General features: G+C 59.9%; 22 protein-coding genes. 9 read left to right on the top strand and 13 right to left on the bottom strand.

All coding sequences use genetic code 11. The features are described 5' to 3' along the window. Positions 1-41: 41 nt before the first annotated feature. The 4 genes from PDO_RS26160 to ribH form a co-directional block, all read right to left on the bottom strand. Positions 42-2,180 carry a sodium-translocating pyrophosphatase gene (locus PDO_RS26160; protein WP_007608862.1) on the bottom strand — a complete coding sequence of 713 codons (2,139 nt, stop codon included), beginning with the start codon at positions 2,178-2,180 and terminating at the stop codon, positions 42-44. 153 nt (positions 2,181-2,333) lie between these two features. Beyond that, a complete protein-coding gene (locus PDO_RS26165) occupies positions 2,334-3,560 on the bottom strand; it encodes an MFS transporter (protein WP_007608864.1) in 1,227 nt (408 codons plus the stop codon). A 13-nt stretch (positions 3,561-3,573) separates the two neighbouring features. Then, a complete protein-coding gene (nusB, locus tag PDO_RS26170) occupies positions 3,574-4,053 on the bottom strand; it encodes a transcription antitermination factor NusB (RefSeq protein ID WP_007608870.1) in 480 nt (159 codons plus the stop codon). Between the two features lie 3 nt (positions 4,054-4,056). Continuing rightward, a complete protein-coding gene (gene ribH, locus PDO_RS26175; RefSeq protein ID WP_007608874.1) occupies positions 4,057-4,515 on the bottom strand; it encodes a 6,7-dimethyl-8-ribityllumazine synthase in 459 nt (152 codons plus the stop codon). Between the two features lie 327 nt (positions 4,516-4,842). Here ribH and PDO_RS26180 point away from each other — a divergent pair, with 327 nt between their 5' ends. Both PDO_RS26180 and PDO_RS28490 read left to right on the top strand, forming a co-directional pair. After that, positions 4,843-5,205 carry a hypothetical protein gene (locus tag PDO_RS26180; RefSeq protein ID WP_007608876.1) on the top strand — a complete coding sequence of 121 codons (363 nt, stop codon included), beginning with the start codon at positions 4,843-4,845 and terminating at the stop codon, positions 5,203-5,205. 67 nt (positions 5,206-5,272) lie between these two features. Then, positions 5,273-5,443: a hypothetical protein gene (locus PDO_RS28490; RefSeq protein ID WP_007608878.1), complete on the top strand. Its 171-nt coding sequence runs from the start codon at positions 5,273-5,275 to the stop codon at positions 5,441-5,443. Positions 5,444-5,447: 4 nt separating this feature from the next. Here PDO_RS28490 and ribD read toward each other — a convergent pair whose 3' ends face one another. The 6 genes from ribD to PDO_RS26210 form a co-directional block, all read right to left on the bottom strand. Continuing rightward, on the bottom strand, positions 5,448-6,533 hold the full coding sequence (gene ribD / locus PDO_RS26185) for a bifunctional diaminohydroxyphosphoribosylaminopyrimidine deaminase/5-amino-6-(5-phosphoribosylamino)uracil reductase RibD (protein ID WP_037075644.1): 1,086 nt from the start codon (positions 6,531-6,533) through the stop codon (positions 5,448-5,450). A 4-nt stretch (positions 6,534-6,537) separates the two neighbouring features. Next, positions 6,538-7,014, bottom strand: coding sequence for a transcriptional regulator NrdR (gene nrdR / locus PDO_RS26190; protein ID WP_007608880.1), 477 nt, complete (start codon positions 7,012-7,014; stop codon positions 6,538-6,540). Between the two features lie 12 nt (positions 7,015-7,026). Further along, positions 7,027-8,316 carry a serine hydroxymethyltransferase gene (gene glyA, locus PDO_RS26195; RefSeq protein ID WP_007608881.1) on the bottom strand — a complete coding sequence of 430 codons (1,290 nt, stop codon included), beginning with the start codon at positions 8,314-8,316 and terminating at the stop codon, positions 7,027-7,029. Between the two features lie 192 nt (positions 8,317-8,508). Then, entirely contained in the window at positions 8,509-9,834 is a 1,326-nt protein-coding gene (locus PDO_RS26200) for a L,D-transpeptidase family protein (RefSeq protein ID WP_037075663.1), read from the bottom strand. Between the two features lie 303 nt (positions 9,835-10,137). Continuing rightward, the gene (ldtR, locus tag PDO_RS26205; RefSeq protein ID WP_007608886.1) at positions 10,138-10,647 is read right to left on the bottom strand and encodes a transcriptional regulator LdtR; all 510 of its coding nucleotides are present in this window, start codon (positions 10,645-10,647) and stop codon (positions 10,138-10,140) included. A gap of 132 nt (positions 10,648-10,779) precedes the next feature. Further along, complete coding sequence (locus PDO_RS26210) at positions 10,780-11,217, bottom strand: DUF6163 family protein (RefSeq protein ID WP_037075665.1); 438 nt, start codon at positions 11,215-11,217, stop codon at positions 10,780-10,782. A gap of 225 nt (positions 11,218-11,442) precedes the next feature. Between PDO_RS26210 and hemB the strand changes: the two genes are divergently transcribed. From hemB to PDO_RS26225, 3 genes are all read left to right on the top strand, one after another. Continuing rightward, positions 11,443-12,459, top strand: coding sequence for a porphobilinogen synthase (gene hemB / locus PDO_RS26215; RefSeq protein WP_007608888.1), 1,017 nt, complete (start codon positions 11,443-11,445; stop codon positions 12,457-12,459). A 70-nt stretch (positions 12,460-12,529) separates the two neighbouring features. After that, positions 12,530-12,988, top strand: a complete 459-nt coding sequence (locus tag PDO_RS26220; RefSeq protein ID WP_007608889.1) for an RDD family protein — start codon at positions 12,530-12,532, stop codon at positions 12,986-12,988. A gap of 123 nt (positions 12,989-13,111) precedes the next feature. Continuing rightward, positions 13,112-13,873 (top strand): arginyltransferase, encoded by a 762-nt coding sequence (locus PDO_RS26225; RefSeq protein WP_007608890.1) that lies wholly within the window; start codon positions 13,112-13,114, stop codon positions 13,871-13,873. 86 nt (positions 13,874-13,959) lie between these two features. Here PDO_RS26225 and PDO_RS26230 read toward each other — a convergent pair whose 3' ends face one another. After that, the gene (locus PDO_RS26230; RefSeq protein WP_007608892.1) at positions 13,960-15,003 is read right to left on the bottom strand and encodes a class I SAM-dependent methyltransferase; all 1,044 of its coding nucleotides are present in this window, start codon (positions 15,001-15,003) and stop codon (positions 13,960-13,962) included. Positions 15,004-15,331: 328 nt separating this feature from the next. Here PDO_RS26230 and PDO_RS26235 point away from each other — a divergent pair, with 328 nt between their 5' ends. Next, a complete protein-coding gene (locus PDO_RS26235; RefSeq protein ID WP_052023511.1) occupies positions 15,332-17,314 on the top strand; it encodes a putative bifunctional diguanylate cyclase/phosphodiesterase in 1,983 nt (660 codons plus the stop codon). A gap of 88 nt (positions 17,315-17,402) precedes the next feature. Here PDO_RS26235 and parC read toward each other — a convergent pair whose 3' ends face one another. After that, a complete protein-coding gene (gene parC, locus PDO_RS26240) occupies positions 17,403-19,679 on the bottom strand; it encodes a DNA topoisomerase IV subunit A (RefSeq protein ID WP_007608896.1) in 2,277 nt (758 codons plus the stop codon). A 208-nt stretch (positions 19,680-19,887) separates the two neighbouring features. Here parC and PDO_RS26245 point away from each other — a divergent pair, with 208 nt between their 5' ends. Next, positions 19,888-21,081: a hypothetical protein gene (locus tag PDO_RS26245; protein ID WP_037075670.1), complete on the top strand. Its 1,194-nt coding sequence runs from the start codon at positions 19,888-19,890 to the stop codon at positions 21,079-21,081. Between the two features lie 132 nt (positions 21,082-21,213). Here PDO_RS26245 and aspS read toward each other — a convergent pair whose 3' ends face one another. Then, a complete protein-coding gene (aspS, locus tag PDO_RS26250; RefSeq protein WP_007608900.1) occupies positions 21,214-23,004 on the bottom strand; it encodes an aspartate--tRNA ligase in 1,791 nt (596 codons plus the stop codon). 295 nt (positions 23,005-23,299) lie between these two features. Between aspS and PDO_RS26255 the strand changes: the two genes are divergently transcribed. Next, entirely contained in the window at positions 23,300-24,535 is a 1,236-nt protein-coding gene (locus PDO_RS26255) for an MFS transporter (RefSeq protein ID WP_007608901.1), read from the top strand. A gap of 85 nt (positions 24,536-24,620) precedes the next feature. Further along, the gene (locus tag PDO_RS26260; protein ID WP_007608903.1) at positions 24,621-26,027 is read left to right on the top strand and encodes a multicopper oxidase family protein; all 1,407 of its coding nucleotides are present in this window, start codon (positions 24,621-24,623) and stop codon (positions 26,025-26,027) included. Position 26,028: the final 1 nt, after the last annotated feature.

The following is a 26,028-nucleotide window of genomic DNA, read 5'->3' on the forward strand; positions in this document are numbered from 1 at the left end:
CGGAAGAGCATTCCGCGGTTTTCTTTTGTGTCCGGTCTGGATCAGCCGGCGAGGACAGCCAGCAGCAACAATGCCACGATATTGGTGATCTTGATGGCCGGGTTTACGGCGGGACCTGCCGTATCCTTGTAGGGATCGCCGACGGTGTCACCAGTGACGGAGGCCTTGTGGGCATCGGAGCCCTTGAGGTGCTTCACGCCATCCTTGTCGATGAAACCATCCTCGAAGCTCTTCTTCGCATTGTCCCAGGCGCCGCCGCCCGAAGTCATCGAGATCGCCACGAACAGGCCATTGACGATGACGCCAAGCAGCGAGGCGCCGAGGGCGGCAAAGGCGGACGCCTTCGAGCCTGAGATCAGCAAGACGCCGAAATAGACGACCAGAGGCGCCAGTACCGGCAGCAGTGACGGGATGATCATCTCGCGGATGGCAGCGCGCGTCAGGATGTCGACGGCGCGGCCATAGTCCGGCTTCTCGGTGCCGGCCATGATGCCGGGCTTTTCGCGAAACTGCCGGCGGACTTCCTCGACAATCGAACCGGCAGCACGACCGACGGCTGTCATGGCGATGCCACCGAAGAGATAGGGGATCAGACCCCCGAAGATCAGGCCGGCGACGACATAGGGGTTCGACAGATCGAACGAAATTGCACCCATATCGGCAAAGTAGGGATACTGGGCGCTGTTGGCGGCAAAATACTTCAGGTCGTTGGAATAAGCGGCAAAGAGAACCAAGGCTCCGAGACCGGCAGAACCGATGGCATAACCCTTGGTCACGGCCTTGGTGGTATTGCCCACCGCATCCAGCGCATCGGTCGACTTGCGGACTTCCGGCGGCAGGCCGGCCATTTCGGCAATGCCGCCGGCATTGTCGGTGACAGGTCCGAAGGCGTCGAGCGCGACGATCATGCCGGCAAGGCCAAGCATGGTCGTGACGGCGATGGCCGTACCGAACAGGCCGGCGAGCTGGTAGGTGGCAATGATGCCGCCGACGATGACGATGGCCGGCAGAGCGGTCGATTCCAGCGATACGGCAAGGCCCTGGATGACGTTGGTGCCATGACCGGTGACCGATGCCTGGGCGATCGAATTGACCGGCCGCTTGTTGGTGCCGGTATAGTATTCGGTGATGACCACGATCAGCGCCGTAACGACAAGACCAAGGATGCCGCAGAAGAAGAGATTGAGGCCCGTGACGTCCATGCCGGCAACGGTGCCGATCGAGCCCCAGCCGATTGTCAGCGAGGTGGCAAGCGCCAAACCGCCGACCGACAGCAGGCCGGTGACGATCAGCCCCTTGTACAGCGCACCCATGATCGAACCATTGGTGCCGAGCTTGACGAAGAAGGTGCCGATGATCGAGGTGATGATGCAGGCGCCGCAAATGGCCAGCGGATAGATCATGGTGATATCAAGGGCTGCGGATCCGGCAAAGAAGATCGCGGCCAGAACCATGGTCGCCACGACGGAAACCGCGTAGGTTTCGAAAAGGTCGGCAGCCATGCCGGCGCAGTCACCGACATTGTCGCCGACATTATCGGCAATGGTTGCCGGATTGCGCGGGTCGTCTTCGGGAATGCCCGCTTCGACCTTGCCGACGAGGTCACCGCCGACATCGGCGCCCTTGGTGAAGATACCGCCGCCCAGACGGGCAAAGATGGAAATCAGCGATGCACCGAAGCCAAGCGCGACAAGCGAGTCGATGACCTCGCGCGAGCCGCTCTGGTGGCCCAGCATCGCCGTCAGAATGTAGAAATAGATCGAGACACCGAGCAGTGCGAGACCGGCGACAAGCATGCCGGTGATGGCACCGGACTTGAAGGCGATGTCGAGGCCGGCGGCCAGGCTGTGGGACGACGCCTGGGCCGTGCGCACATTGGCGCGAACAGAGACATGCATGCCGATGAAGCCGGCTGCGCCCGACAGGACGGCACCGATCAGGAAGCCGATGGCTGCCAGACCGGACAAAAGGAACCATGTGGCGACGAACACCACGGCACCGACGATCGCGATGGTCAGGTATTGACGAGCGAGATAGGCCTGCGCACCTTCGCGAATATAGCCTGCGATTTCCTGCATTCGGGCATTGCCCTGGTCAGCCGCCAACACTGAGCGCGTCGCCCAGACTGCGTAGACCACCGACAATAACCCGCATAAAATTACGCCTAAAAGAACCGTCATTCGCAATACCCTCCCGTATTGCCCGCGCCTCACTCTTCGCGGGCGGTGTCACGCAGACTCAAGACCCCTCCTGCGAGACCTCGTCGACGCGAGGCGAGATTGCGTTGCACTTTCCTTTGCGTCAAGTGCGCATATCCTGCGGAGATCAATGGCTCAGGCGGGTTTGCGGGAGGCGGCACGCATCTGGAGCAGGACCAGAACAAGGCAGAGAATTGTCACCGGCCAGATGACCAGGTTCATCACCGACCAGCCAAAGGCCGTAAAGACCTTGCCGGACGAGAAGGAGGATAGCGCCACGGTCGAAAACAGGATGATGTCGTGGAAACCCTGGACCTTGTCGGCTTCGGCCGGACGGTAGCTCGATGCGACGATGGCCGTCGCGCCGATGAAGCCGAAGTTCCAGCCGATGCCGAGCAGTACCAGGGCACCCCAGAAATTCCACAACTCGATGCCCCAATGGGCCACCACCGCACAGGACATCAGGATCAACAGGCCAGCCGCGACGATCTTTTCCGGACCGAAGCGGGAAATCAGCATGCCGGTGAAAAAGCTCGGCGCGAACATGGCAATCACATGCCACTGGATGCCGAGCGTGGCGAGATCGGATGAGAAGCCACAGCCAATGACCATGGCAAGCGGCGCGCCGGTCATCATGAAGGTCATCAGGGCATAGGAGCCGATGCCGCAGACCATGCCGGTCATGAAACGCTGTGTCATGACGATTTCGCGCAATGGACGGGTGGGTTCATGGGCTGCGGAGGTTTTCACGGAGAGGCTCGGCAGCTTCAAGAAGAAGAGCACACCAATTGCGGTCAGCAGCAGCGGCACAAGACCGAGGAAGGCGCCGGCAAAGGTTACCGGTGCTAGGCTGTCCTTCAGCCATATGGCGATCTGCGGACCGACGATGGCCGAGACGATGCCGGCGGCCAATATCCAGGAAATTGCCTTGCCCTTGTAGAAGTTCGGCGAGGCGTCCGCTGCTGCAAAACGGATCTTCTGGGTAAATCCGGCAGACAGTCCCATCAATGCCAGGGCGACAACAAAAAGCCAGAAGTTCGATTGGATCAGAGCGAAGGCCGCCAGCGCGCTGCCGGTTGCGCCCATCAGGGCACCGATCATGAAGCTTTCGCGCCGCCCGAGCAGACGCGATGCGGCCGCAACACCGATGGCACCCAACGCGATGCCGACATTGAAGCCGGTCAGAGGCGCGGTGGACAGAGACTTGTCGGCACCGAGCATCTGGAATCCGGCAAGGCCGCCGACCGAAAAGGCCAGCGGCGGTGCCGCGCCCAGGATGGCCTGGGCGACAGCCAGGAGGGAGACGTTTCGCTTGGCCGTCGCAAGTTGACCGTCCAGCCCCGCGTTCGACGTCCCGTCCATGCCCTGTCCTGCCTTATTTTTGCGCCGGTGCGCGGACCTGCTTTGCAATGCGATCGAGCACGGCATTGACCAGTTTCGGCTCGTCGTCCGAGAAGAAAGCCTGCGCGATCTCGACATATTCCGTTACAATTACCGCGATCGGTACGTCCTTGCGCTCGATCAATTCGAACGTGCCGGCGCGCAGGATCGCGCGCACCGTGCTGTCGATACGCGACAGCATCCAGTCATCCTGCAGGGCTGCGCGGATCATCGGATCGATCTTGGTCTGGTCACGCACCACGCCGGCAACAATGGAACGGAACCAGGATGCGTCGGCCTTGAGATAGGTGTCGCCATCCACTTCCTGGCCGAGGCGGTGTGTCTCGTATTCCGCGACGACTTCAAGCACACCCGTGCCGCCGATATCCATCTGGTAGAGTGCCTGCACGGCTGCAAGCCGGGCCGCGCCACGCTGGTTTGCCGTCTTGGCCGGCTGTTTGTCTTCGGTCGTCATCGATCAGCTACCCAGTTTGTTCTTCAGCGCAATCATGGTCAGCGCTGCCCGTGCGGCAAAGCCACCCTTGTCCTTTTCCGAACGCTTGACGCGCGCCCAGGCCTGCTCCTCGTTCTCGACCGTCATGATGCCGTTGCCGATCGAAAGAGATTCAGACACGGCGAGGTCCATCAGAGCACGCGAGGATTCATTCGAAACGATATCGAAGTGATAGGTCTCGCCGCGAATGACCATGCCGAGCGCGACAAAGCCGTCATAGACGGTGCCTTCGTCGTCCGACGCATCCAGCGCCATGGCGATTGCCGGCGGAATTTCGAGTGCACCCGGCACCGTGATGATGTCGTAGGTGGCGCCGGCTTCATCGAGCGCTGCGCGTGCACCATCCAGAAGTGCATCAGACATATCGTCGTAGAAACGTGCCTCGACGATCAGCAAATGCGGCGAAGCCTTCTTCTTTCCCATAACCTGATCCGATCTTGAATGTGATTGTGGCCCACGGCCAAACAGAAACGCGGTCAAACCATGCTGTTTCACGGAAGGCAAGTGTTTTTCGGCCAGCATGTCTCTCCGCCATCTTCGCCCTTATCGACGAGATCAGGGCCAATGGTGCAACCCCACGTTTCGGCACGCGCTAATGCGGGCAAAATCGTGTCGAAGATCGTGACAAATCTTTAATGGAATTCAGTGCCTTACCGGCTGGATTTCGCCGCAATCCGATCCCAGCTTCAGCCTTGCAAGCGAGCGACGGAATTCCCCGCCATCGCAGCTTTCCTTGAAAGGATGAGGACAATGAATCGCTTTGCATCCGCACTCAGCGCATCGGCCATCTCGGCGCTTGCCTTTGGTGGCGACAGCTACGCCGCCATGCCGGCCACCGGCACCACCGCCTCGCAACAAATCGAACAGACGATCACCGGACTGACCGCCAACCATTTCGACATCATTCGTCTCGATGAATTGGACAGGGGAGATCCCGTGCTGCAGAAGTTCGAGACTGTCGCGCCAGGCTCTCAGGAAGCCAGAATGATCCAGGCTTCGGTGATTGCCAACAAGTCGCTGTCTCGGCGACTCCAGTCGGAAAAGGTCGAACTGACCAATATCGTCGGCGCCGAACGCGCCAGCGACGGCACCGTCACCTTCTATCTGCGATAGCCGCCGCCCCCTCTTCCCCTGCCCGCTTTACAGCATCCCCGCGCTCCCGGCGCGGGGATGGTTTGTCATGAGCGGAACAAAAGCGGTCAAATGCGTGTTGTCAGACTACCGAGGCGGAAATCAATCCGACGGATGCAGAAACAGAAAACAGGAGGTCACCATGGGACGCAGTATTCTTCTCTGGCTTGTTGGGGTGCCGATCCCGATCATCATTCTGATCATGCTGTTCTGGCGCTAAGGCGTCAGAGCCAAGCCGACGCCGGAAGGCGCTCGAACACCAACAGCTGATCGGAGCCGTAAGTCTCCGATCGCTGCAAGGAAAATCCCGCCGGAGGTCGATCCCCGGTAATTGGCGAAGCTATTCCTTCTCCGAGGTTGATAGCACCGCGATAGAGGTGAATGTAGTCGACCAGCCCCTGGCTGAGGAAATTTGCGGCGACGCGCGCACCGCCCTCAACCATCAGCGAAGACACGCCCCTGTCTGCCAGCCGAAGCAACAGGTCTTCGATGCCATCCACCTCAACAATCTCCACACCCAGCGCCTCAAGCGCTTGACGATTGCCGACGGCTCCGACGCTCGCGGCCAGAAGTACCGGCACCTCGTGCGCCGTCTGCGCAAGTTTGGACGAAGGTGACAGTTCGAGATTGCGATCCAGCACGATCCGCAGGGGCGACGTATGCTCAAGTCCCGGCAGCCTGACCGTCAGTTCAGGATCATCCGGATTGGCGGTGCCGATACCCACCAGGATCGCATCGCTTTTCGAGCGCAGCAGATGAACCTCTGCCCGGGCTTCGGGGCCCGTGATCGCGACCTGACCGGCACCCGTCTTGCCCAACATACCATCGGCAGAAACCGCAAGCTTGAGAGTCACTTGCGGCCGTCCCTTTGTCTGGCGTGTGAGATAACCGGACATTGCCTCGCGGGCCTCGCGCTGGAGAGTGCCCGTGGTCACCTCAATACCGGCATCCGCCAATATCTGCAGACCCCGCCCGGATACCCGCGGATCAGGATCCGCCACGGCAACAACGACTCGCGATACTCCGGCGGCGATCAGCACGCCCGCGCAAGGCGGCGTCATGCCATGGTGGGAACAGGGCTCAAGGGTGACATAGGCAGTCGCCCCCCTCGCCTTTTCGCCTGCGTCGGCAATTGCCTGAGGCTCGGCATGCGGCCTGCCGCCCGGGGCGGTGACGCCGCGACCGACAACCTCGTCATTGCTGACGATCACACAGCCGACGGACGGGTTGGATGCCGTCTGGCCAAGATGGGTCAGCGAGAGGCTGATCGCCTCGCGCATGAATGCCTCATCCTTTGCCGTGACGGACAAGGTATCAGTCCACCCCGTTGTCGCGCGAGATCTTTGCGTTGATCTCGGCGATCACATTCTCGAAGTCTTCGGCATGAGAGAAATCGCGATAGACGGAGGCATAGCGGACAAAGCCGACGTCATCGAGGCTCTTCAGAGCTTCCAGCACCTGCAGGCCGATCGCCTCGGACGAGATTTCGGTCTCGCCCGAACTTTCCAGCCTGCGAACGATGCCGGATACGGCGCGTTCGATCCGGTCGCGGTCCACGGGACGCTTGCGCAGTGCGATCTCGAAAGACCGCACCAGCTTGTCGCGATCGAAGGGCGCCTTGCGGCCCGTCTTCTTGGCAACCATCAGTTCACGCAGTTGCACCCGCTCGAACGTGGTGAAACGGCCGCCGCAATCGGGACAAATGCGACGCCGACGGATGGACGTGTTGTCCTCCGCCGGGCGCGAGTCCTTGACCTGTGTTTCATCCGAGCCGCAGAAGGGGCAACGCATCAGCCTTAAGCCTTACATGTAGGGGTACATCGGGAAGCGGTCCGTCAGGGCCACGACCTTTTCGCGAACGTTTGCTTCGACGGCCGCATTACCCTCGTCGGAATTGGCGACCTTCAGACCATCGAGGACCTCGACGATCAGGTTGCCGATTTCCTTGAAGTCAGCTTCCTTGAAGCCGCGGGTCGTGCCGGCCGGCGTGCCGAGGCGGATACCCGAGGTGACAAAAGGCTTTTCCGGATCGAAGGGAATGCCATTCTTGTTGCAGGTGACAAAGGCGCGGCCGAGCGCGGTCTCGGCGCGCTTGCCGGTGGCGTTCTTCTTGCGCAGATCGACCAGCATCAGGTGGTTGTCGGTACCGCCGGAAACGATATCGAGACCGCCGGCCACCAGCGTCTCGGACAGCGCCTTGGCATTCTTGACGATCTGGGCGGCGTAGTCCTGGAATTCCGGCTGCAGCGCTTCACCGAAGGCAACGGCCTTGGCGGCGATGACATGCATCAGCGGGCCGCCCTGGAGGCCCGGGAAGACGGCCGAGTTGAACTTCTTCGCCAGATCCTCGTCATTGGTGAGGATCATGCCACCGCGCGGGCCGCGTAACGACTTGTGGGTCGTGGTGGTGGCGACATGGCAATGCGGGAATGGCGACGGATGCTGATTACCGGCAACGAGACCGGCAATATGGGCCATGTCGACCATCAGCCACGCGCCGACTTCGTCGGCGATCTCGCGGAAGCGCTTCCAGTCCCAGATGCGGGAATACGCCGTGCCGCCGGCAATGATCAGCTTCGGCTTGTGCTTGCGGGCCGATTCAGCAACCGCGTCCATGTCGAGGAGGTTATCGCCTTCGCGCACGCCGTAGGACACGACGTTGAACCACTTGCCGGACATGTTGACCGGCGAACCATGCGTCAGGTGACCACCCGAATTGAGGTCGAGACCCATGAAGGTGTCGCCCGGCTGCAGGAGCGCCAGGAATACGGCCTGGTTCATCTGGCTGCCAGAATTCGGCTGGACGTTGGCGAAGTTGACGCCGAACAGCTTCTTGGCGCGCTCGATGGCCAGTTCCTCGGCAATATCCACGAACTGGCAGCCACCGTAGTAGCGCTTGCCCGGATAACCTTCGGCATATTTGTTGGTCATGATCGAGCCCTGTGCTTCCAGCACCGCACGCGAGACAATATTCTCGGATGCAATCAGTTCGATCTCATGACGTTGGCGACCAAGTTCTTTCTCGATCGCACCAAAAATGTCCGGATCTGTTTCGGCCAGGGGGCGAGAGAAGAAGGCATCGGTATTCGACATGATCGCAGGCTCCTCAAAGAGTTTGATGCTGTGGGGTATTAACGTTCCGCAGGGCCGAGGGCAATACGATCAGCGACATTTGCGCATCAAATGACGCGACCTTCGAGATCAATGACTAAAGCTGGTCGCGTCGAATAAAAAAAGCCGCGTCCGGGAAGGACGCGACCATGATTTCCGTGCGCCGAATGCGGCTTATTGGGGCAGGAGATCTTCTTCGATCGATCCGGATGCCTGCTCGACGCCGATATTGGCCTGCAGGGCCAGCTGCGCATCGCCATCCTTCTGGTAGATATCGTCGCGGAACTGCACCACCTGGTCCTTGGCCGACCACGCCGTGATGTAGACGATATAGACAGGCACTTCCTGGGCGAGCTTGATCGGATTGTTCTGGCGGGTCGTGATGACCCGTTCGATCTCCTGGCGCGACCAGCCGGGCGTATCACGCAACAGCCAGGTGACCAGGTCGCGAACGTTCTGAACACGCATGCAGCCCGAGGATTCAAAGCGCATCAGCTTGTTGAACAGGCCCTGCTGGGGCGTATCGTGCATGTATTCGTTGTTCGGGTTGTGGAAGTTGATCTTCGTCGAGGACATGGCGTTGATCTTGCCAGGGTCCTGACGGAACATCAGGTTCGGTGCCTTCGGTGCAAACCAGTCGACGCTTTCCGGCGACACTTCCGTACCATTGCCATCGATCAGGCGGATGTTGTTGCGCGTCAGATAAGTCGGGTCCTTCTGCATCAGCGGCACGATGTCCTTTTCGACAATCGAACGCGGCGCAGTCCAGTAAGGATTGAGAATGACTTCATAGATCTTCGAGTTGATCGTGTGGGTCGGACGGTCGATGCGGCCGACGACTGCGGTGTTGCGCAGCGCCACGCTGTCATTTTCCACCGCCTCGACATAGGCAGCCGGAATATTGACCATCAGATAGCGCGGACCGAGATCACCCGACATGGACTGCAGGCGAATGAGGTTGGTGTTCAACTGGTTGAGGCGAACATCGGCACTGACGTTCAAAGCCTTGATCGTGAACTCGCCGAGGACACCGTCTTCCGGCAGGCCGTGACGGGCCTGGAACCGTTTGACGGCACCGTCGACATAGCTGTCGAAAGAGTTCGACATGCCGGCTTCCTGCGGCAGATCTCCCGAAATCATCAGGCGCTGGCGCAAGGCCTGAACCGACGGATCGGTGACGCCAAGACGCAGTTTGACCTGCGGATTGACGGCTGGCCAACCGCCATTCGATACGATCGCCTGGTATTGGGCGATCGCCTGCTGCATGTTGGTGGCGCTGTTGCCGCTGATCATCGGCGTGTTGGAGGCAACCGCCGTGACCGTACGCGAGGCCTGGGCATCGAACTGGTCATCCCAGTTGCCGCGACGTGGTGCATTGATCAGCTCATCAATAGCCGTCTGGGCCAAGGCCTGCCCCGCGATCGCCGCGACACTGACAGCTCCCGCGCCCCGCAGAAGCGATCGACGCGAAAGATCAACAATTCCAGACTTTTTGGACATATTTCCTACCGTTTCGTTCTGACCCACATGGAAACGCATAGCGCGCCATGGTTAACAAAGAAGACGCTTTTTTCGTCAGATCGAGACGATCCACAGCGTCAGGCGGGGGCTTCAAGCCAGCCCGATTTTTCCACTCTGGCGGTCCCATATCAATATGGCCAATTCGTGTCAGGTACGCCGACTGTCACAACACTGTGTTCATGGCCGAAGCCACGCGATCTATATACGGCAAAACGGATGCTTCGCGGGAAGCATCCGTGTTTGGCGGTGGATCGCTTGCGCTGGAGGTGCGCTGGCCGTGCGTTAGAGACGATAGGCGATCGAGTCGTTCCAGAAACGATCGAGGCGCTGCAGCAGCTTGTTCATTTCGGTGAATTCATCCGCACCGATGCCGCCGACCTTCTGGATCGAGCCCATGTGACGCTCATAAAGCTTGGCGACGGTCTCGGCGATTTCCTGGCCGCTCTCGGTCAGGCTGATGCGGACAGAGCGACGGTCGACACGCGAGCGCTGGTGATTGATGAAACCGAGGTCTACGAGCTTCTTGACGTTGTAGGAGACGTTCGAGCCGAGGTAATAACCGCGCGAGCGCAGTTCACCGGCGGTCAGTTCGGAATTGCCGATGTTGAACAGGAGAAGAGCCTGGACAGCGTTGATATCGCTGCGTCCCTTGCGGTCGAACTCATCCTTGATAACATCGAGAAGGCGGCGGTGGAGACGTTCCACCAGATGCAGGGACTCTAGGTAGAGCGAGCGGATTGCTTCTTCCTGCGGATCGAGAGTGGCCGGCTGTGGCTTGAGCTTGGTGTTCATGTCGGTCTGCCTCACTGTTTTGTTTGGCGGTGTTGGTTTTTTCTCCCGCCTTAGTGAGGACCATATCCAATGCGCATAAAATTCTATTTAAAACGCAGGCTTAACAGAGGCTTACCAAAGCCGCTGATGCAATCAGAGTAAATCAACCGTTACACTCTCCTGCTTGTGTCTGCTTTCGAGCCACAACGCCAGGCGGAACGCCAGGTAGACCAGCGCGACCACGCTGTGCAGAACAATGGCCAGGGGATTGTGGCCGAAGATCTGCGTCCACAGACCAAACATCAGGATCTGCCCGCCGGCTGCCAAGGCCCAGATCACCGGTCCCCAGGCCCCGCCCAGCCAGAGACCTAGGGCTGCCACCGGAAAGACAACGGCAAGCCCGGCTGCGGCCACACGCCATGGCAGGCTGAGCAGGTCAAAGCGGCCCAGTCCGGCATGGCTGTAGCCGACCAGCATCGACCAGTATTGCAGCCCGAACCAGAGGCAGGCGATGGCAACGACGCGCAGGAAGATCACGAAGATGGTCTCCGTAAGGCTGCGCTTGGGCGAATTCGGCGAATCAGATTCCATCGCGGCAGAATAGGCCTGTGAACCTTCAGCCGCCAACTGGATTGCCCTGCCCTCCCCAGACCTTTCCATCCGCTGTTCCTTCCTGGCACAGTCGCACCGCGAAAAGAGCCATCAAGCGAAGTGGGACAATTCGCCCGGCCCAAAGTGAAGCAGGGACAGTCTACAACGGTTTTGCTGCGCGCGCCGACATGATATCAGCGGCAGACGATAAGACGAGGATACCCCATGCAGGACAAGACACATCTGGTCGATGACGTGACCGGCCACCGGCGTATGCGGCGCAACCGCAAGGCGGACTGGACCCGCCGTCTGGTGCTGGAAAACCGGCTGACCGTCGACGATCTGATCTGGCCGATCTTCGTGGTGCCGGGAGCCGGCATCGTCGAGCCGATCGCGGCCATGCCGGGCGTCAACCGGATGAGCGTCGATAAGGCCGTCGAAGCCGCAAAGGAAGCCGCCGATCTCGGCATACCAGCGCTGGCGACGTTCCCGAATGTCGGCATGGAACTGCGCGATCAAACCGGCTCGCAGATCCTCCAGGCCAACAACCTGCTCAATCAGGTAACAGCCGCAATCAAGAAGGCAGTGCCCAACATCGGCGTGATTACCGATGTCGCGCTTGATCCGTTCACCAGTCACGGCCATGACGGCATCCTGCGTGATGGCGTGATCGTCAATGATGAAACCGTGGACCAACTCGTCAGGGCAGCCATTCTGCAGGCCGATGCCGGGTCCGACATCATCGCGCCATCGGACATGATGGACGGCCGTATCGGCGCGATCCGCCGTGGTCTGGACGCCGCCGGCCACCAGGATGTCGGCATCATGTCCTATGCGACGAAATTTGCTTCTTGTTACTATGGCCCCTACCGCGAGGCCATCTCGACCAGCGGCCTGCTGAAGGGCGACAAGAAGACCTATTATATAGATCCGGCCAACGGCACCGAGGCGCTGCGCGATGCGGCACTTGATGTCGAAGAAGGGGCCGACATGCTGATGGTCAAGCCCGGCCTGCCCTATCTCGATATCTGTTGGCGGATGAAAGAAGCCTTCGGCCTTCCGGTTTTTGCCTATCAGGTCTCTGGCGAATACAGCCAGATCAAGGCTGCGGCGGCCAATGGCTGGATCGATGGCGAACGGGCGATGCTGGAGACGCTGCTGTCCTTCAAGCGTGCCGGATGCGATGGCATCCTGACCTATTTCGCGGTGGACGTTGCTCGGCACCTTGCCAAGAAGGGCTGACCTGCCAACACAATATTGTATTTTCCGTGTTCCTCACCATATCTGACGGGTAACTTCAAAGGAGCCGACTATGAGCCTCGACAGTAACCCGATCTACGCCGCCCCAGATGACTGGCGCGCTTATAGCGGCGTGCTGTCTCGGCGCGTGTTCGCTTTTGTCATCGACTACATGCTGGTCGCACTGTTGTGGATACCGGCCGCGGTCGTTGTTTTCTTTCTCGGCATCCTGACGCTTGGCCTCGGCTGGCTTCTCTATCCGGTCCTGTTCTTCATCGTCGCCGGGCTCTATTTCGGCATGTCACTGGCCGGTGCAGCGCAGGCAACGCCCGGCATGCGCGCCATGGGCATTGCCATGGTCCGTCTCGACGGCCGCAAGCTCGACTTCGTGACCGCCATTGCCCATCTGGCTCTGTTCTGGATCCTCAACTCGATCCTGACCCCGCTCATTCTTCTGGCCGGCCTGTTTATCGAGCGGTCGCGGCTGGTCCATGACCTGCTGCTGGGCACGGCAACGGTGCGCACCGCCTGAAAGTAGCATTTCCGCCCTAGACCAAGAATACACTCCGGCAAACCACACCGGAGTGTTGACCTTTTTCAATCTTGCGCCATCCTAGTCGATAACGACAGGCAAGAGGATTCTCGTCAGCGGCAGATGAATACCCAAACCTCTCCATCCCCGCAGTTTTATCTCACGGCTCCGGCGCCGTGTCCCTATTTGGCGGGGGAAATGGAACGGAAGGTGTTTACGCATCTGGTCGGCCAGCGGGCGACGGAAATGAACGACCTTCTGACGCAAGGCGGGTTCCGCCGGTCGCAGAACATCGCATACCGTCCGGCCTGCGAAAGCTGCCGCGCCTGCGTCTCCGTCCGTATCCTCGTCAATGAATTTAAACCCAGCCGCGCTTTCCGCCGGGTCGAGGCAAGCAATCTTGATGTGATTGCGACGATCTTCCCGGCCCAGCCCTCGACCGAGCAATTCTCGCTGTTTCGAGGCTATCTTGACGACAGGCACCCGCAGGGCGGCATGTCGGACATGTCGGCCCTCGACTATGCGATCATGATCGAAGACAGCCATGTGCAGACGCGAGTGATCGAATATCGCCTGCGTAGTCCCGGTGATGGACTTTCCGCGCATCCGAAAGGCGAACTGATCGCAGTCGCCCTCACCGACCTGATGAGCGACGGGCTGTCGATGGTGTATTCCTTCTTCAACCCCACGATGGACAGACGCTCTCTGGGCACGATGATGGTGCTGGATCATATCTCCCGCGCCAGGACGCTCGGGCTGCCACATGTCTATCTCGGCTATTGGGTTCGGGGCTCACACAAGATGGGCTACAAGACCCGTTTCCAGCCGCAGGAGCATCTGCTCAATCAGGGCTGGACACGGTATAATCCAGAAACGGAAGAATAACCGTCAAGTCTATCGCAGGCTTGTGCCAAATTCATACAACAAGGCCCCGGATGCCATTTCGACATCCGGGGCCTTGTTGTTTCGTTTCAGGACAGCTTGCGAATGATGCCGTAAACGACATTCCTGTTCTGGCCGAAACGAACGCTGCCTTCGAATTTCTGATCGCCGACGCTGCCGTTGATGATGCGCCACATGTCTTCTTCGCTGCGCAGCAGCAAAGCCCAGTTCATGAAGCTCTCCATATAGCCATCGACGCCGATGTCGGTGGCGAAGTTGGCAAACAGGAAGACGCCGTTCGGCTTCAGCATGCTGAGGCAACGCTGCGTCAGCTTCATCGACACCTTGTCGTTGAGATAGTCGTAGAGACCGGCCGCATAGATGAAATCAAATGTGCCGAGCTGATGGCGACCGGCCAGAAGGCCGCGCACGGAGCCGTCGATCGCTTCGATGCAGGTACCGGAGAAATCACGCGTGATCGCACCGACGCTCATCGGATCCTGGTCCAGAGCAACCCAACGCTTCAGACGTCCCTCCTTCAGGGCACTGGAGCGATTGGCCTCGCGCAGATGGCCGGCGGCAATCGTCAGAACTTCCGCTCCCGGACCACGAGATGTAGCAATTTCATCGACATGCTGGGTCAGCAGGTCGCGACGCTCGCGCACCGCGACGGAGGATGACGCATCCTTGGTGTAGTCGTAGAGTGCCTTGCCAAGCGGTGTCGCGTTGGCGATCTCGTCGGCAACGCTCGGGTGGCCGTAGATAAAGTCGAGAAGCTGGGCATCGCCCGAATAACCGCGCGGCTTGGTAAAGGACCAGCGGGTAAAGGGATCCTGGAGAAAATAGCTTGCAACCGGGTGTTGCTGCGCAATCGGGATCAACTGCTGCCAGACGCTCGGCTCGTAACGCATGCGGGCCTCGTGAAGAGAACCGGCGATGCGATGAATGATCTGCTGCGGCTCGGCGCCGCGTTCGAACTGCTGCATCGCAATATTCAGCATCAAGCCAAGCTCGACCTTGGCGTTCTGCAATTCGTCCGCCTTCCAGCGGGTACCCGGCGCCACCATGTGCGCGGCAATGGATTCAGGAGTAATAAGGCTTTCGCCGTCCAATGAAATTTCGATCTGTCTCATACGCCGACCCACCAAACACAAGAGTTACCGTTAAGAATTTGGTTACCATAGTTGCAATTGATGAGAGCTGCTACTCACTTTGGTAACTTTTAAGTAGTTTGGTTAATGCTCCTGGCACTCGCATGCGGTGACCGAAAAGATCGCGTTGAACCTTTTTGGGATGCAACTCGAAGCCAGTTGGCCTCTTCTCGAAGTTGCGCTATGGACGAATGACTGGATGGACGGCCCGTGATACAGAAAAGCAGGTGCTTATTGTCTATTCCTACCGGGGTTCGTGCGACCAACATCGGCTCTGTATGTCACGGAGCGCTAATCGATGGATTGCTCTATGCAGACGACCTTGCTCAAAGCAATTGAGGCCAGTTGGCCTCAGCGGCCGCAGGACGCTCCGACGGCGGAGCTGTATAACCTGTACCGGCGCCATATCGAGCCAAAGCGTGCCAGAGCGGCGCGCCAAGGCCTGTGGGTCGCCGTCATTGTCTATCTGCTGTTTGCGGTTACTGACATCATCCTGATTCCCGACGTTGCACGCGATACAATCGTGGCGCGATTCATGGTCGGGGCATCGGTTCTGACCGTTCTGGAAACGCTGGTCTGGTTTCGCGCGGGCGCCCGGTGGCTGGATATCACCTGCGCGGCAGCGCTGGTCACAGGCTATCTCTTCTGGCTCCTGCCGGCGGTGGCGACAACGGCAACCGAAAGCATCCGCTACTACATGATCTTCGGCACCATCTTCATGATGGGCGCCAACCTGTTCTTCAATTTCTTCGTGCTTTTGTCGGCGGTAACGTCCGCCTTCGTCCTGGTGATATTCTTCACTAGCATCCTGATGCTCTTCCCGACCGACATGCCCTATCTTGTCGCTTTCGGCACGTTCTACATTTCCTGCTTCATCTTCACGTCGTATGTGAACTGGAAGCTGAATGACGAGCGCTACAATGTCTTCCTGAACGCGCTGGAAGCACAGCACCAGCATCACGAGTCCGAGCAGCGCGGCAAGTCGCTGGAGCGACTCTCGAACACGGACTATCTGACCGGTATCGATAACCGCCGGGCGATCGACAAGAGGCTTCGCGACCTGTGGAATGCCTGGCACAACGAAGGCACCGGATTTGCCGCAATCCTGGTCGATGTCGACTTCTTCAAGAAATACAATGATTTTTACGGTCACCAGGCAGGTGACCGTTGTTTGATTCTGGTTGCCAATGCGCTTCAGGAAGCACTGACGCCGTTCAACGCCTCGCTCGGCCGCTACGGCGGCGAGGAATTCATTGTTCTGGCGCAGATCGCCAAGCGGGACCAGGTCTCTTCGCTGGCGGAAATCATCCGCAGCACGGTCGAAAGACTGAACCTCGTGCATGACCAGCGTCGTGACGGACAGGCCGTCGTCACGGTCAGCGTTGGCGCATCCTATACCAGACCGAATTCAGGACCGAAGCTGGAGCGGATTATCGACGAGGCGGACCGGGCGCTCTATTCCGCCAAGGCGAACGGCCGCAACTGCATTCGCCTGTTCAACCCCGACGATCCGCTCAGCAGCGACGACAATGAAAATATTGCCTCCCTCTTGCGGATGGCGGTCAAGAAGGATCTTGTCAGGCTTGTCTATCAGCCGATCCAGAACCTGCAGACCGGCAAACTCGAGGCCGTCGAAGCGCTGATGCGCCTGCAGATGATCGACGGAACACCGATTTCACCGGGCCAATTCATCCCGATCGCAGAGCGCACCGGCTCCATCCTGGAACTTGGCCTCTGGGCGATCCGCAGGGTCTGCACCGAAATGCTGGCGCCGGGCCATGTTCCGCTTTCCAGCGTCAATGTCTCAGCCATCCAGCTCAAGTCGCGCGGCTTTGCACTCGCTGTCTCGACGATCCTCGAGGAGACTGGCGTCAAAGGCGAACGGCTTGCCTTCGAGATCACCGAAGGCATCGATATGGAAGGCCAGTCGGACGTCATTCGCTGTATCAAGGACCTGGAATCCATGGGCATCCGGATCTGGCTTGACGACTTCGGCACCGGCTTCGCCGGCCTTTCGTGGTTACGGCTGTTTCCCTTCGACACGGTCAAGATCGACCGTTCGTTCCTGCAGGATACAGATCAGCCGCACGGTCGCTCCATGCTGGAAGACATCATCCGCCTGGTGCGCCACCGCGGCCACAAGATCCTCATCGAAGGGCTTGAAACGCCTGAGCATGTGGCCTTGATGCACGAACTCGGTATCGAGCATGGGCAAGGTTTCTATCTCGGACGACCGGCGCCGGTGACGGACTTCAGGGACTTGGCAAAGTTGCCGGCAGCCGTCGGACGCTGAACAGCTCGGCTACTCCCCCAATGAGTGCCCGAAACAAAAAAGCCGATCGTGATACGATCGGCTTTTCTTCTAACTCCATTCCGGCTGTTCAGCCGGCGAACTTACCGCTGCGCGGGAAGCCCTTCGGCACCGTACGGCCGGCCGTGGCACGATCGGCCAGCCATTCGACCAACTCGTCCTTGGTCTTGGTAAAGGTGCGGCCGGCCGAATCTTCCCAGGTCAGGCCGTCGGCAATGGCAAAACACTTCACATCGGAAATGCCGCCATCCTTGTAGCGCTGCAGGCGCACACCCTTGCCGCGGGTCATTTCCGGGATCTGGGCGAGCGGGAATACCACCATCTTGCGGTTCTCGCCAACGACGGCGATGTGATCGCCCGTAACGGTGACAACCAGTTTGGTCTCGTCCGGCATGCCGACATTCATCACCTGCTTGCCCTTGCGGGTATTGGCGACCACTTCGCCTTCCGGAACGATGAAACCATTGCCGGCCGTCGAGGCGAGGATCAGCTTGCGGCTAGGATCGTGGACAAAGGCCGTCAGAACGTCCTGGTCGTTTTCCATGTCGACGATGATGCGCAACGGTTCGCCATGGCCGCGTCCGCCCGGCAGTTTATCGCCGCCGAGCGTGTAGACCTTGCCGCCGGTGGTCACCAGCAGGATCTTGTCGGTGGTCTGGGCTGGGAAGGCCACGCGCAGGCCGTCGCCTTCCTTGAAGGTCAGCGACGACGTGTCGGAGATATGGCCCTTGAGGGCGCGGATCCAGCCCTTCTCGGAGATGACAACCGTGATCGGTTCTTTCTCGATCATGGCCTGCTGGATGGCTTCGATGTCGGCTTGCGGCGCGTTGGCGAACAGCGTGCGGCGGCGACCGAGTTCGGTTGCCTTGGCATACTTCTTCTTGACCTCGCCGATCTCCCAGGCAACCGTCTGCCAAAGCTTTTCCGTAGAGGCGAGCAACGACTCGATCTCGGCCTTTTCCGCCGACAGTGCTTCATGCTCCTTGCGGATCTCGAATTCCTCGAGCTTGCGCAAGTTGCGCAGGCGCATGTTGAGGATGGCTTCGACCTGATTGTCGGTTAGATCCCACCTGGCGACCATGACCGGCTTCGGTTCGTCTTCCTCGCGGATGATGCGGATCACTTCATCGAGGTTCAGATAGGCAATCAACAGACCGCCGAGAATTTCCAGACGCCTGTCGATCGCCGCCAATCGGAAGCTCGAGCGACGAACCAGCACGTCCTTGCGGTGGTCGAGCCACTCGGTCAGCACCTCGTTGAGCGCCATGACCCTGGGCACCTTGCCCATGGACAGAACGTTCATGTTGAGCGGAATTCGGCTTTCAAGCTCGGTGAGCTTGAACAGCGATTCCATCAGGATGGTGGGGTCGACGGTGCGGCTCTTCGGCACCAGAACGACGCGTACGTCCTCGGCCGACTCGTCGCGAATGTCCTCGAGCAGCGGCAGGCGGCGGGCGATCAGCAATTCGGCGATCTTCTCGATCAGGCGCGACTTCTGCACCTGGAACGGGATCTGGGTGATGATGATCTGATAACCGCCGCGGCCGAGATCCTCGGTCTCCCACTTGGCACGGACACGGAAACCACCGCGACCGGTGCGGTAGGTCTCCAGCATGCTTTCGCGGCTTTCGACGATGATGCCGCCGGTGGGGAAATCGGGACCCTCGATACCGCCCTTCTGGGGATTGGCCGGATCGGCCAGCAGTTCCTCAACGGGCGCGCCGGGGTTCTTAATCAGGTACAGTGCTGCGTCGCAGAGTTCATGGGCGTTGTGCGGCGGGATGGAGGTCGCCATGCCGACCGCGATGCCGGACGAGCCATTGGCGAGCAGGTTGGGAAACGCACCCGGCATGACGACCGGTTCGTCGTCTTCTTCGTTGTAAGTCGGGCGAAAATCGACAGCGTCCTGATCGATGCCTTCCAGCAGCAGGGCTGCGACATCGGTCATGCGAGCTTCGGTGTAACGATAGGCGGCCGCGCTGTCGCCATCGATATTGCCGAAATTGCCCTGGCCATCGACAATCGGATAACGCTGGGAGAAATCCTGCGCGAGACGGACCAGCGCGTCATAGACCGACTGGTCGCCATGCGGATGGAATTTACCGATCACGTCACCGACAATACGGGCACATTTCTTGAAGGCTGAGTTCGGGCGAATGCCCATCTCGCTCATCGCATGAATGATGCGGCGATGGACCGGCTTCAGGCCGTCGCGCACGTCGGGCAGCGCCCGGTGCATGATGGTCGAGAGCGCATAGGCAAGGTAACGCTCTTCAAGCGCTGCCTTGAGGTCCACTGGCTGGATGTGATCGCCCCCGTCGCCGGGCGGAATTAGATTTTTCCCCATGCTCCCTGCCTAACCGAGATATGGCGCAACGGCAAGGAATCCGGGGATTCTGGCTGTGGATTAACGGTGTGTGATCCCGGTCACGAAACAACAGCCGCTTAACTCTGCCAGTGGAAAAGCGATGGAACTTTTTACAATCCCTCATATAAATGACACGGAATTCATGCCGAGTGTCGAAACACCGGCCATTCTTACAGAGGAACACTCGATGACGATCTATCGCTCCACCCGGATCCTGCTTGCCGGAGCCGCCCTGAGCGCCCTTTCCAGCCAGGCATGGGCTCTCGACGGCCAGGACCTGCTGAAGAAGCTCAACGCCGCATTTGCGACCGGTGGCACGGTCATCTCCGCCGACTCGGTGGAAGTAAGCGGCGAAGACGTCATCCTGAAGGGTGTGAAATTCACCGTCAACAGCGCGACCGACAGCCCTTTGAAGCTGGATGAACTGACGCTTGAGGGCGTTAGCGAGGAAGACGGCGGCGCCTATTATATCGACCGCGTCGAATTCCCGGAAATCGACATGACGGAAGAGAAGTCGACGTTTTCGGTTGCAGATCTCTATCTCGCCGGCGTCTTCATTCCGGGCGACGTCAATGCCACCGGCATCGACTCGATGATGTTCTACGAGGAAGCGCATAGCGGGCCGGTCAATGTCACCGTCGACGGCAAGCAGGTCTTCTCGATGGATGAGGCGACCGGCACCATGAGCCTGTCGGAAGACGAAAAGACGATTTCGTTCGAAGGTTCTGCCACCGCGATCAAGGCCGACCTGACCGTCGTCGAAGATCCGAAGAGCAAGGAAACTATCGATGCGCTCGGATTGCAGACGCTCGACGGCAATCTGAGCATGTCCGGCAGCTGGGAAATCGAAAGCGGAACGATCGATATCGAAGACTACTCGATCGATTTCGCCAATATCGGCAAGCTGAGCCTGTCCTTCGGCATGTCCGGCTACACACTTGACCTGGTCAAGCAGATGCAGGAACAGGCGCGCACCATGCAGACAGATCCGAAGAACGAGCAGGCGCAGCAGGCAGCCGGCCTTGCCATGCTCGGCCTGGTGCAGCAGCTGTCGCTGATCAACGCCAAGGTCCGCTTCGAAGATGCCGGCATCACCAAGCGCGGCCTCGACTATGCCGGCAAGACCCAGGGCACCGACGGGGCGCAGATGGGCCAGATGATCAAGGGCATGCTGCCGATCCTGCTGGCGCAGGCCAAGCTCGGCGCCCTGCAGAACGAAGTGTCCACTGCCGTCAACGCCTATATCGACGATCCGAAGGCGCTGACGATCTTGGCACAGCCGGCAAATCCGGTCGCCTTCCCGATGATCATCGGCGCCGCCATGGGTGCGCCGGAAAGCATTCCGGCGCTGATCGGCGTCAAGGTGACCGCGAACGACTGACGTCGTTCAACGCCAAGGTCCAATATGAAAGCCCGGATGTCCGCATCCGGGCTTTTTCTTTGAAGTGCCCGTAGAGAAAAAGGCCTCGGAGTATTCCGAGGCCTTTGCAATTCCATCGCTCTATCGCAGCGATCAGTCCTTCTTCGGCTGCGGCACGACGCGCAGTGCCAATTCGCGCAGCTGGGTCGGCGTTGCCGGAGACGGCGCACCCATCAGCAGATCCTGGGCCTGCTGGTTCATCGGGAAGATCGAGATCTCGCGCAGGTTCTTCGCCCCGACGAGCAGCATGATGACGCGGTCAACACCGAAAGCACAACCGCCATGCGGCGGTGCGCCGTACTGGAAGGCGCGGTAGAGGCCGCCGAAGCGCTCTTCCACGTCCTGCTGGCTGAGGCCAACCTTTTCGAAGGCCTTGACCATCAGTTCCGGCGACTGGTTACGGATCGAGCCAGAGGCGATTTCGAAGCCGTTGCACACCGCGTCATACTGATAGGCCTTCAGCGTCAGCGGATCCTGGCTGTCCAGCGCTTCCATGCCACCCTGCGGCATCGAGAACGGGTTGTGGGCGAAGTCGATCTTCTTTTCTTCCTCGCTCCATTCGTAGAACGGGAAGTCGACGATCCAGCACATTTCGAAGCGGTCGCGGTCGACGAGGTTCAGTTCCTCGCCGGCGCGGGTGCGGGCTTCACCGGCAAACTTGTAGAACTTCGACGGCTCGCCCGCGACGAAGAAGCAGGCATCCCCGGCTTCGAGACCGAGCTGCTGGCGAACGGCTTCCGTGCGCTCTTCGCCGATGTTCTTGGCGAGCGGACCGGAGCCGACGATCTTGCCATCCTCTTCCTTCCAGAAGATATAGCCGAGACCCGGCTGGCCGGCGCCTTGCGCCCAGGCGTTCATGCGGTCGCAGAATGCACGGCTACCACCGGTCTTGGCTGGGATCGCCCAGATCTCGACCTTCGGGTTGGAGGCGATCATGCCGGCGAAGACCTTGAAGCCCGAGTCGCGGAAGTGGTCGGTGACGCCTTCCATGACGATCGGGTTGCGCAGGTCCGGCTTGTCGGAACCGTATTTGCGGATCGCAACATCATAGGGAATGCGCGGCCACTTCTGGGTCACCGGCTTGCCTTCGGCAAACTGCTCGAAGACCGACGTCATCATCGGTTCCATGGTCTCCCAGACGTCTTCCTGGGTGACGAAGCTCATTTCGACGTCGAGCTGGTAGAACTCGCCCGGCAGGCGGTCGGCGCGCGGGTCTTCGTCGCGGAAGCACGGCGCGATCTGGAAATAGCGGTCGAAACCGGCGACCATCAGCAACTGCTTGTACTGCTGTGGCGCCTGCGGCAGCGCGAAGAACTGGCCTTCGTGGATACGGCTCGGCACCAGAAAGTCGCGAGCACCTTCCGGCGAAGACGCGGTCAGGATCGGCGTGGTGTATTCGGCAAAGCCGGCCTCGCCCATGCCCTTGCGCATGGCGGATACGATCTGGGTGCGCTTGACGATGTTCTTGTGCAGCGTCTCGCGGCGCAGGTCGAGGAAGCGGTACTTCAGGCGCACGTCTTCCGGATAGTCCGGCTCGCCGAAGACCGGCAGCGGCAATTCCTTGGCCGCACCGAGAACTTCGATTTCCTGCGCGTAGAGTTCGATCTCGCCGGTCGCCATTGTCTTGTTGGTGGTGTCTTCCGAACGAGCCTTGACGAGGCCGTCGATGCGAATGACCCATTCGCCGCGCACGGTCTCGGCCATCTTGAAGGCCGGGCTGTCCGGGTCGGCGACGACCTGGGTGATACCGTAGTGGTCGCGCAGGTCGATGAACAGAACGCCGCCATGGTCACGGACGCGATGAACCCAGCCAGAGAGACGAACGGTCGAGCCAACGTCGGATTTGCGGAGTGCGGCACAGGTGTGGCTGCGGTAACGATGCATGGTCAGGTTTCCCGATGTATGACGGCCGGAAAGGCGCTTCACGGAGCAGCACAGGGCCGATAGAAAATCGGGCGGAAAAGCGCATGGTGCGCCTGATTTGTCAAGGCTGAAGGCAAAATGCGGTGGTGCCCGCGACACCGGGCGGAGCACCTGCCCGGCATCTTCCCATCGGTTTCGTTGATGCGCCCATTCAATGCTTTTGCTGTTGTCGGAGGCACAGGCGACTTATTGTCGGCCAATTGATCCGGGATAGACCGTCTGATTCCCCCACCGCTCGCGCAGAAAAAGCCAGTTCATGTATGACATCCGTCCGCTCATCCCCCTTCTTCTCACGGCTGGCATTCTGATCGGGGGCAATGGCCTGCAGGGTACCTTCATATCGCTTCGCGCACTCGAAGAGGGATTCTCACCCTCGGTGATCGGCATGATCGGTACCGGCTATTTCATCGGCTTTGTGATCGGCTGCATCTATGTCACCAAGATCATGCGCGCGATCGGCCATATCCGCACCTTCTCCGCCCTTGCTGCGATCGCCTCGGCCGCTTCGATCATGATGGCGATGGTCATCGATCCGGTCTCCTGGTTTGCCATGCGCCTGATTCAGGGCATTTGTTTTGCCGGTCTGTTTGCCGCCGTCGAAAGCTGGCTGAACGCGCGCGTGACAAACTCCACAAGGGCGCGCACGCTGTCGATCTATCGTTTTGTCGACCTCGGCTCGGTGACGGCGGCGCAATACCTGATTCCGGTCTTTGGCCTCAGCGGCTTCGATCTTTTCGCCATCATCTCGATGGCGCTGACCCTGTCGCTGGTGCCGATCTCGTTTGCAGACCGCACCAGCCCTGCCCCGCCGCAAGACGTGAAATTCGACATCCGCGTGCTGTGGTCCGTCTCGCCGCTTGCAACGGTCGGCTGCATCATCGTCGGCCTGACCAATTCCAGCTTCCGATCACTGGGCCCCATCTACGCCGACGGTATCGGCATGTCGGTCACCGGCATCGCCACCTTCATGAGCATCGGCATCTTTGCCGGTATCGTTTTGCAATACCCGCTGGGGCACTATTCCGACAAGCTCGACCGGCGTGTGGTGATGCTGATCGCCACGTTCGGGGCGCTCGCGGCCTGCATCTTCCTCGCCTTCTTCGCCGGTGAAAGCGAGCTTTTCAATTTCATCGGCATCTTTGCATTCGGCGCGTTTGCCATGCCGCTCTATTCCCTGTGTTCCGCCCATGCCAATGACCATGCGGCGCCGGGGCAGCACGCGCTGGTGTCGGCCGGCACATTGTTCTTCTGGTCCGTCGGCGCCGTCATTGGACCCCTGTTTGCATCCTTCCTGATCGATGCCTTCGGGCCGCATGCGCTGTTTACTTACATGATCGTCGTGCTGGCCTTCTTCATGGGCTACACATTCTTCCGCATCACCGCCCGCGAAGGTGTGCCGACGCAACAGCGGCGCATGCGGTTTCGCAATCTGCTGCGCACCTCGACCTATTTCACCAAGCTCGCGGCACCACCGTCCGAGAGAGACGACTGACGACCTGCGACAGCATGGTCGCATGCGCTCTATTGCTGAAAGCCCTGCTCAACTTTAGAACAGCGGAAACCACTCGGAGGCTCTCGTGTTTCGTCCCTCGCGCCGCACCCTGTTGAAATCCGCGGCCGTTGCCGGCGCGTATGGTGCCGGCATGGCGTTGCTGCCACGCATCCACGTTGCACTTGCAGCCCCGAATCCGATCCTGCTGGAAGCTCGCAACATCGATACGATGCTGGATGGCAAGGGATTAACGCGCAAGGTGATGAGCTACAGCGACGGCCGATCAACCGAGGCCGCGCCGCCGGTCCTGCGCGTGCAGCGCGGTGAAAAATTCGCCGCCACTTTGATCAACACTCTCGACGAGCCATCCACTGTACATTGGCATGGCATCCGCCTGCCGAATGATCAGGACGGCGTTCCCTTCCTCAGCCAGCCGTATGTCTATCCGGGCGACCGGTTCGACTACGCTTTCAGCCCGCCCGATGCCGGCACCTTCTGGTACCATCCGCATTGCAATACGCTGACGCAGATGGGCCGGGGGCTGGCCGGCATGCTGATCGTCGAAGACAGGAACGATCCGGTTTTCGACGGCGAAGTGGCGCTCAACCTGCGTGACTGGCGGTTGGGTGGCGACAGCCAGTTCATTGACCAGTTCAAGCCGCGCGATGCGGCCAAGACCGGCACATTCGGCACGGTGCGCACTGCCAACTGGCAGCTCGCGCCGACCTATGACGCGCCAGCGGGTGGACTGGTGCGCCTGCGCATTGTCGCCTCGGACGTCACCCGCATCTTCAATCTCAAGCTTGACGGTGCCGAGGCCGACATCATCGCCATCGACGGCCATCCGGTGCCGGAACGCATGCCGCTCGACATGGTGGTGATCTCGCCCGGACAGCGGCTCGACCTGGCGGTTCGCATGCCGGACAGTGAAGGTGGCGTTGCCACTTTGGCGGACATCCGTCCGTCCACGCCGAAAGCGGTGGCGAGCCTCAGGTCCGTCGGCACGTCGCTGAAACGCGACCTGGGCGACCTTGGTCCGCTTGCTGAGAACGCCGGCGTCGATATCGACATGGCCAATGCCACCGAAATCCCGCTTCTGCTCAGCGCCACGGCCGAAAATGCCGGCAAGGACAGCATCTGCGGCACGCTGGGTTATTCCTTCTGGGCGATCAACAAGAAGCCATGGCCCGGCGACAGCGCCGACCCGATGGACCCGATCGCGGAGCTGAAACTCGGCAAAAGCTACATCTTCAATGTCGAGAATGTCACGCCGCATGCGCATCCGATCCATCTGCACGGGATGAATTTCAAGGTCATCGCCTCGAACAAGCGCAGCATTCAACAACCGCTGGTCTCCGACACCTATCTGATGTTGCCGGACGAGAAGGTGCGACTGGCTTTGGTCGCCGACAACCTTGGCGACTGGGTCTTCCATTGCCATATCATCGAACATCAAAAGACCGGGATGACCGGCTATATGAGGGTGGTTTAGG

This window comes from Rhizobium sp. PDO1-076, assembly GCF_000247475.1.
In the GTDB taxonomy this organism is placed as follows: Bacteria; Pseudomonadota; Alphaproteobacteria; order Rhizobiales; family Rhizobiaceae; genus Allorhizobium.

Bases quoted from the DNA above. Each gene is read 5' to 3' on its own strand.
- PDO_RS26160 (WP_007608862.1), bottom strand. From the start codon at position 2,180: ATGACGGTTCTTTTAGGCGTAATTTTATGCGGGTTATTGTCGGTGGTC.
- PDO_RS26165 (WP_007608864.1), bottom strand. From the start codon at position 3,560: ATGGACGGGACGTCGAACGCGGGGCTGGACGGTCAACTTGCGACGGCC.
- nusB (WP_007608870.1), bottom strand. From the start codon at position 4,053: ATGACGACCGAAGACAAACAGCCGGCCAAGACGGCAAACCAGCGTGGC.
- ribH (WP_007608874.1), bottom strand. From the start codon at position 4,515: ATGGGAAAGAAGAAGGCTTCGCCGCATTTGCTGATCGTCGAGGCACGT.
- PDO_RS26180 (WP_007608876.1), top strand. From the start codon at position 4,843: ATGAATCGCTTTGCATCCGCACTCAGCGCATCGGCCATCTCGGCGCTT.
- PDO_RS28490 (WP_007608878.1), top strand. From the start codon at position 5,273: ATGAGCGGAACAAAAGCGGTCAAATGCGTGTTGTCAGACTACCGAGGC.
- nrdR (WP_007608880.1), bottom strand. From the start codon at position 7,014: ATGCGTTGCCCCTTCTGCGGCTCGGATGAAACACAGGTCAAGGACTCG.
- glyA (WP_007608881.1), bottom strand. From the start codon at position 8,316: ATGTCGAATACCGATGCCTTCTTCTCTCGCCCCCTGGCCGAAACAGAT.
- PDO_RS26200 (WP_037075663.1), bottom strand. From the start codon at position 9,834: ATGTCCAAAAAGTCTGGAATTGTTGATCTTTCGCGTCGATCGCTTCTG.
- ldtR (WP_007608886.1), bottom strand. From the start codon at position 10,647: ATGAACACCAAGCTCAAGCCACAGCCGGCCACTCTCGATCCGCAGGAA.
- PDO_RS26210 (WP_037075665.1), bottom strand. From the start codon at position 11,217: ATGGAATCTGATTCGCCGAATTCGCCCAAGCGCAGCCTTACGGAGACC.
- hemB (WP_007608888.1), top strand. From the start codon at position 11,443: ATGCAGGACAAGACACATCTGGTCGATGACGTGACCGGCCACCGGCGT.
- PDO_RS26220 (WP_007608889.1), top strand. From the start codon at position 12,530: ATGAGCCTCGACAGTAACCCGATCTACGCCGCCCCAGATGACTGGCGC.
- PDO_RS26225 (WP_007608890.1), top strand. From the start codon at position 13,112: ATGAATACCCAAACCTCTCCATCCCCGCAGTTTTATCTCACGGCTCCG.
- PDO_RS26230 (WP_007608892.1), bottom strand. From the start codon at position 15,003: ATGAGACAGATCGAAATTTCATTGGACGGCGAAAGCCTTATTACTCCT.
- PDO_RS26235 (WP_052023511.1), top strand. From the start codon at position 15,332: ATGCAGACGACCTTGCTCAAAGCAATTGAGGCCAGTTGGCCTCAGCGG.
- parC (WP_007608896.1), bottom strand. From the start codon at position 19,679: ATGGGGAAAAATCTAATTCCGCCCGGCGACGGGGGCGATCACATCCAG.
- PDO_RS26245 (WP_037075670.1), top strand. From the start codon at position 19,888: ATGACGATCTATCGCTCCACCCGGATCCTGCTTGCCGGAGCCGCCCTG.
- aspS (WP_007608900.1), bottom strand. From the start codon at position 23,004: ATGCATCGTTACCGCAGCCACACCTGTGCCGCACTCCGCAAATCCGAC.
- PDO_RS26255 (WP_007608901.1), top strand. From the start codon at position 23,300: ATGTATGACATCCGTCCGCTCATCCCCCTTCTTCTCACGGCTGGCATT.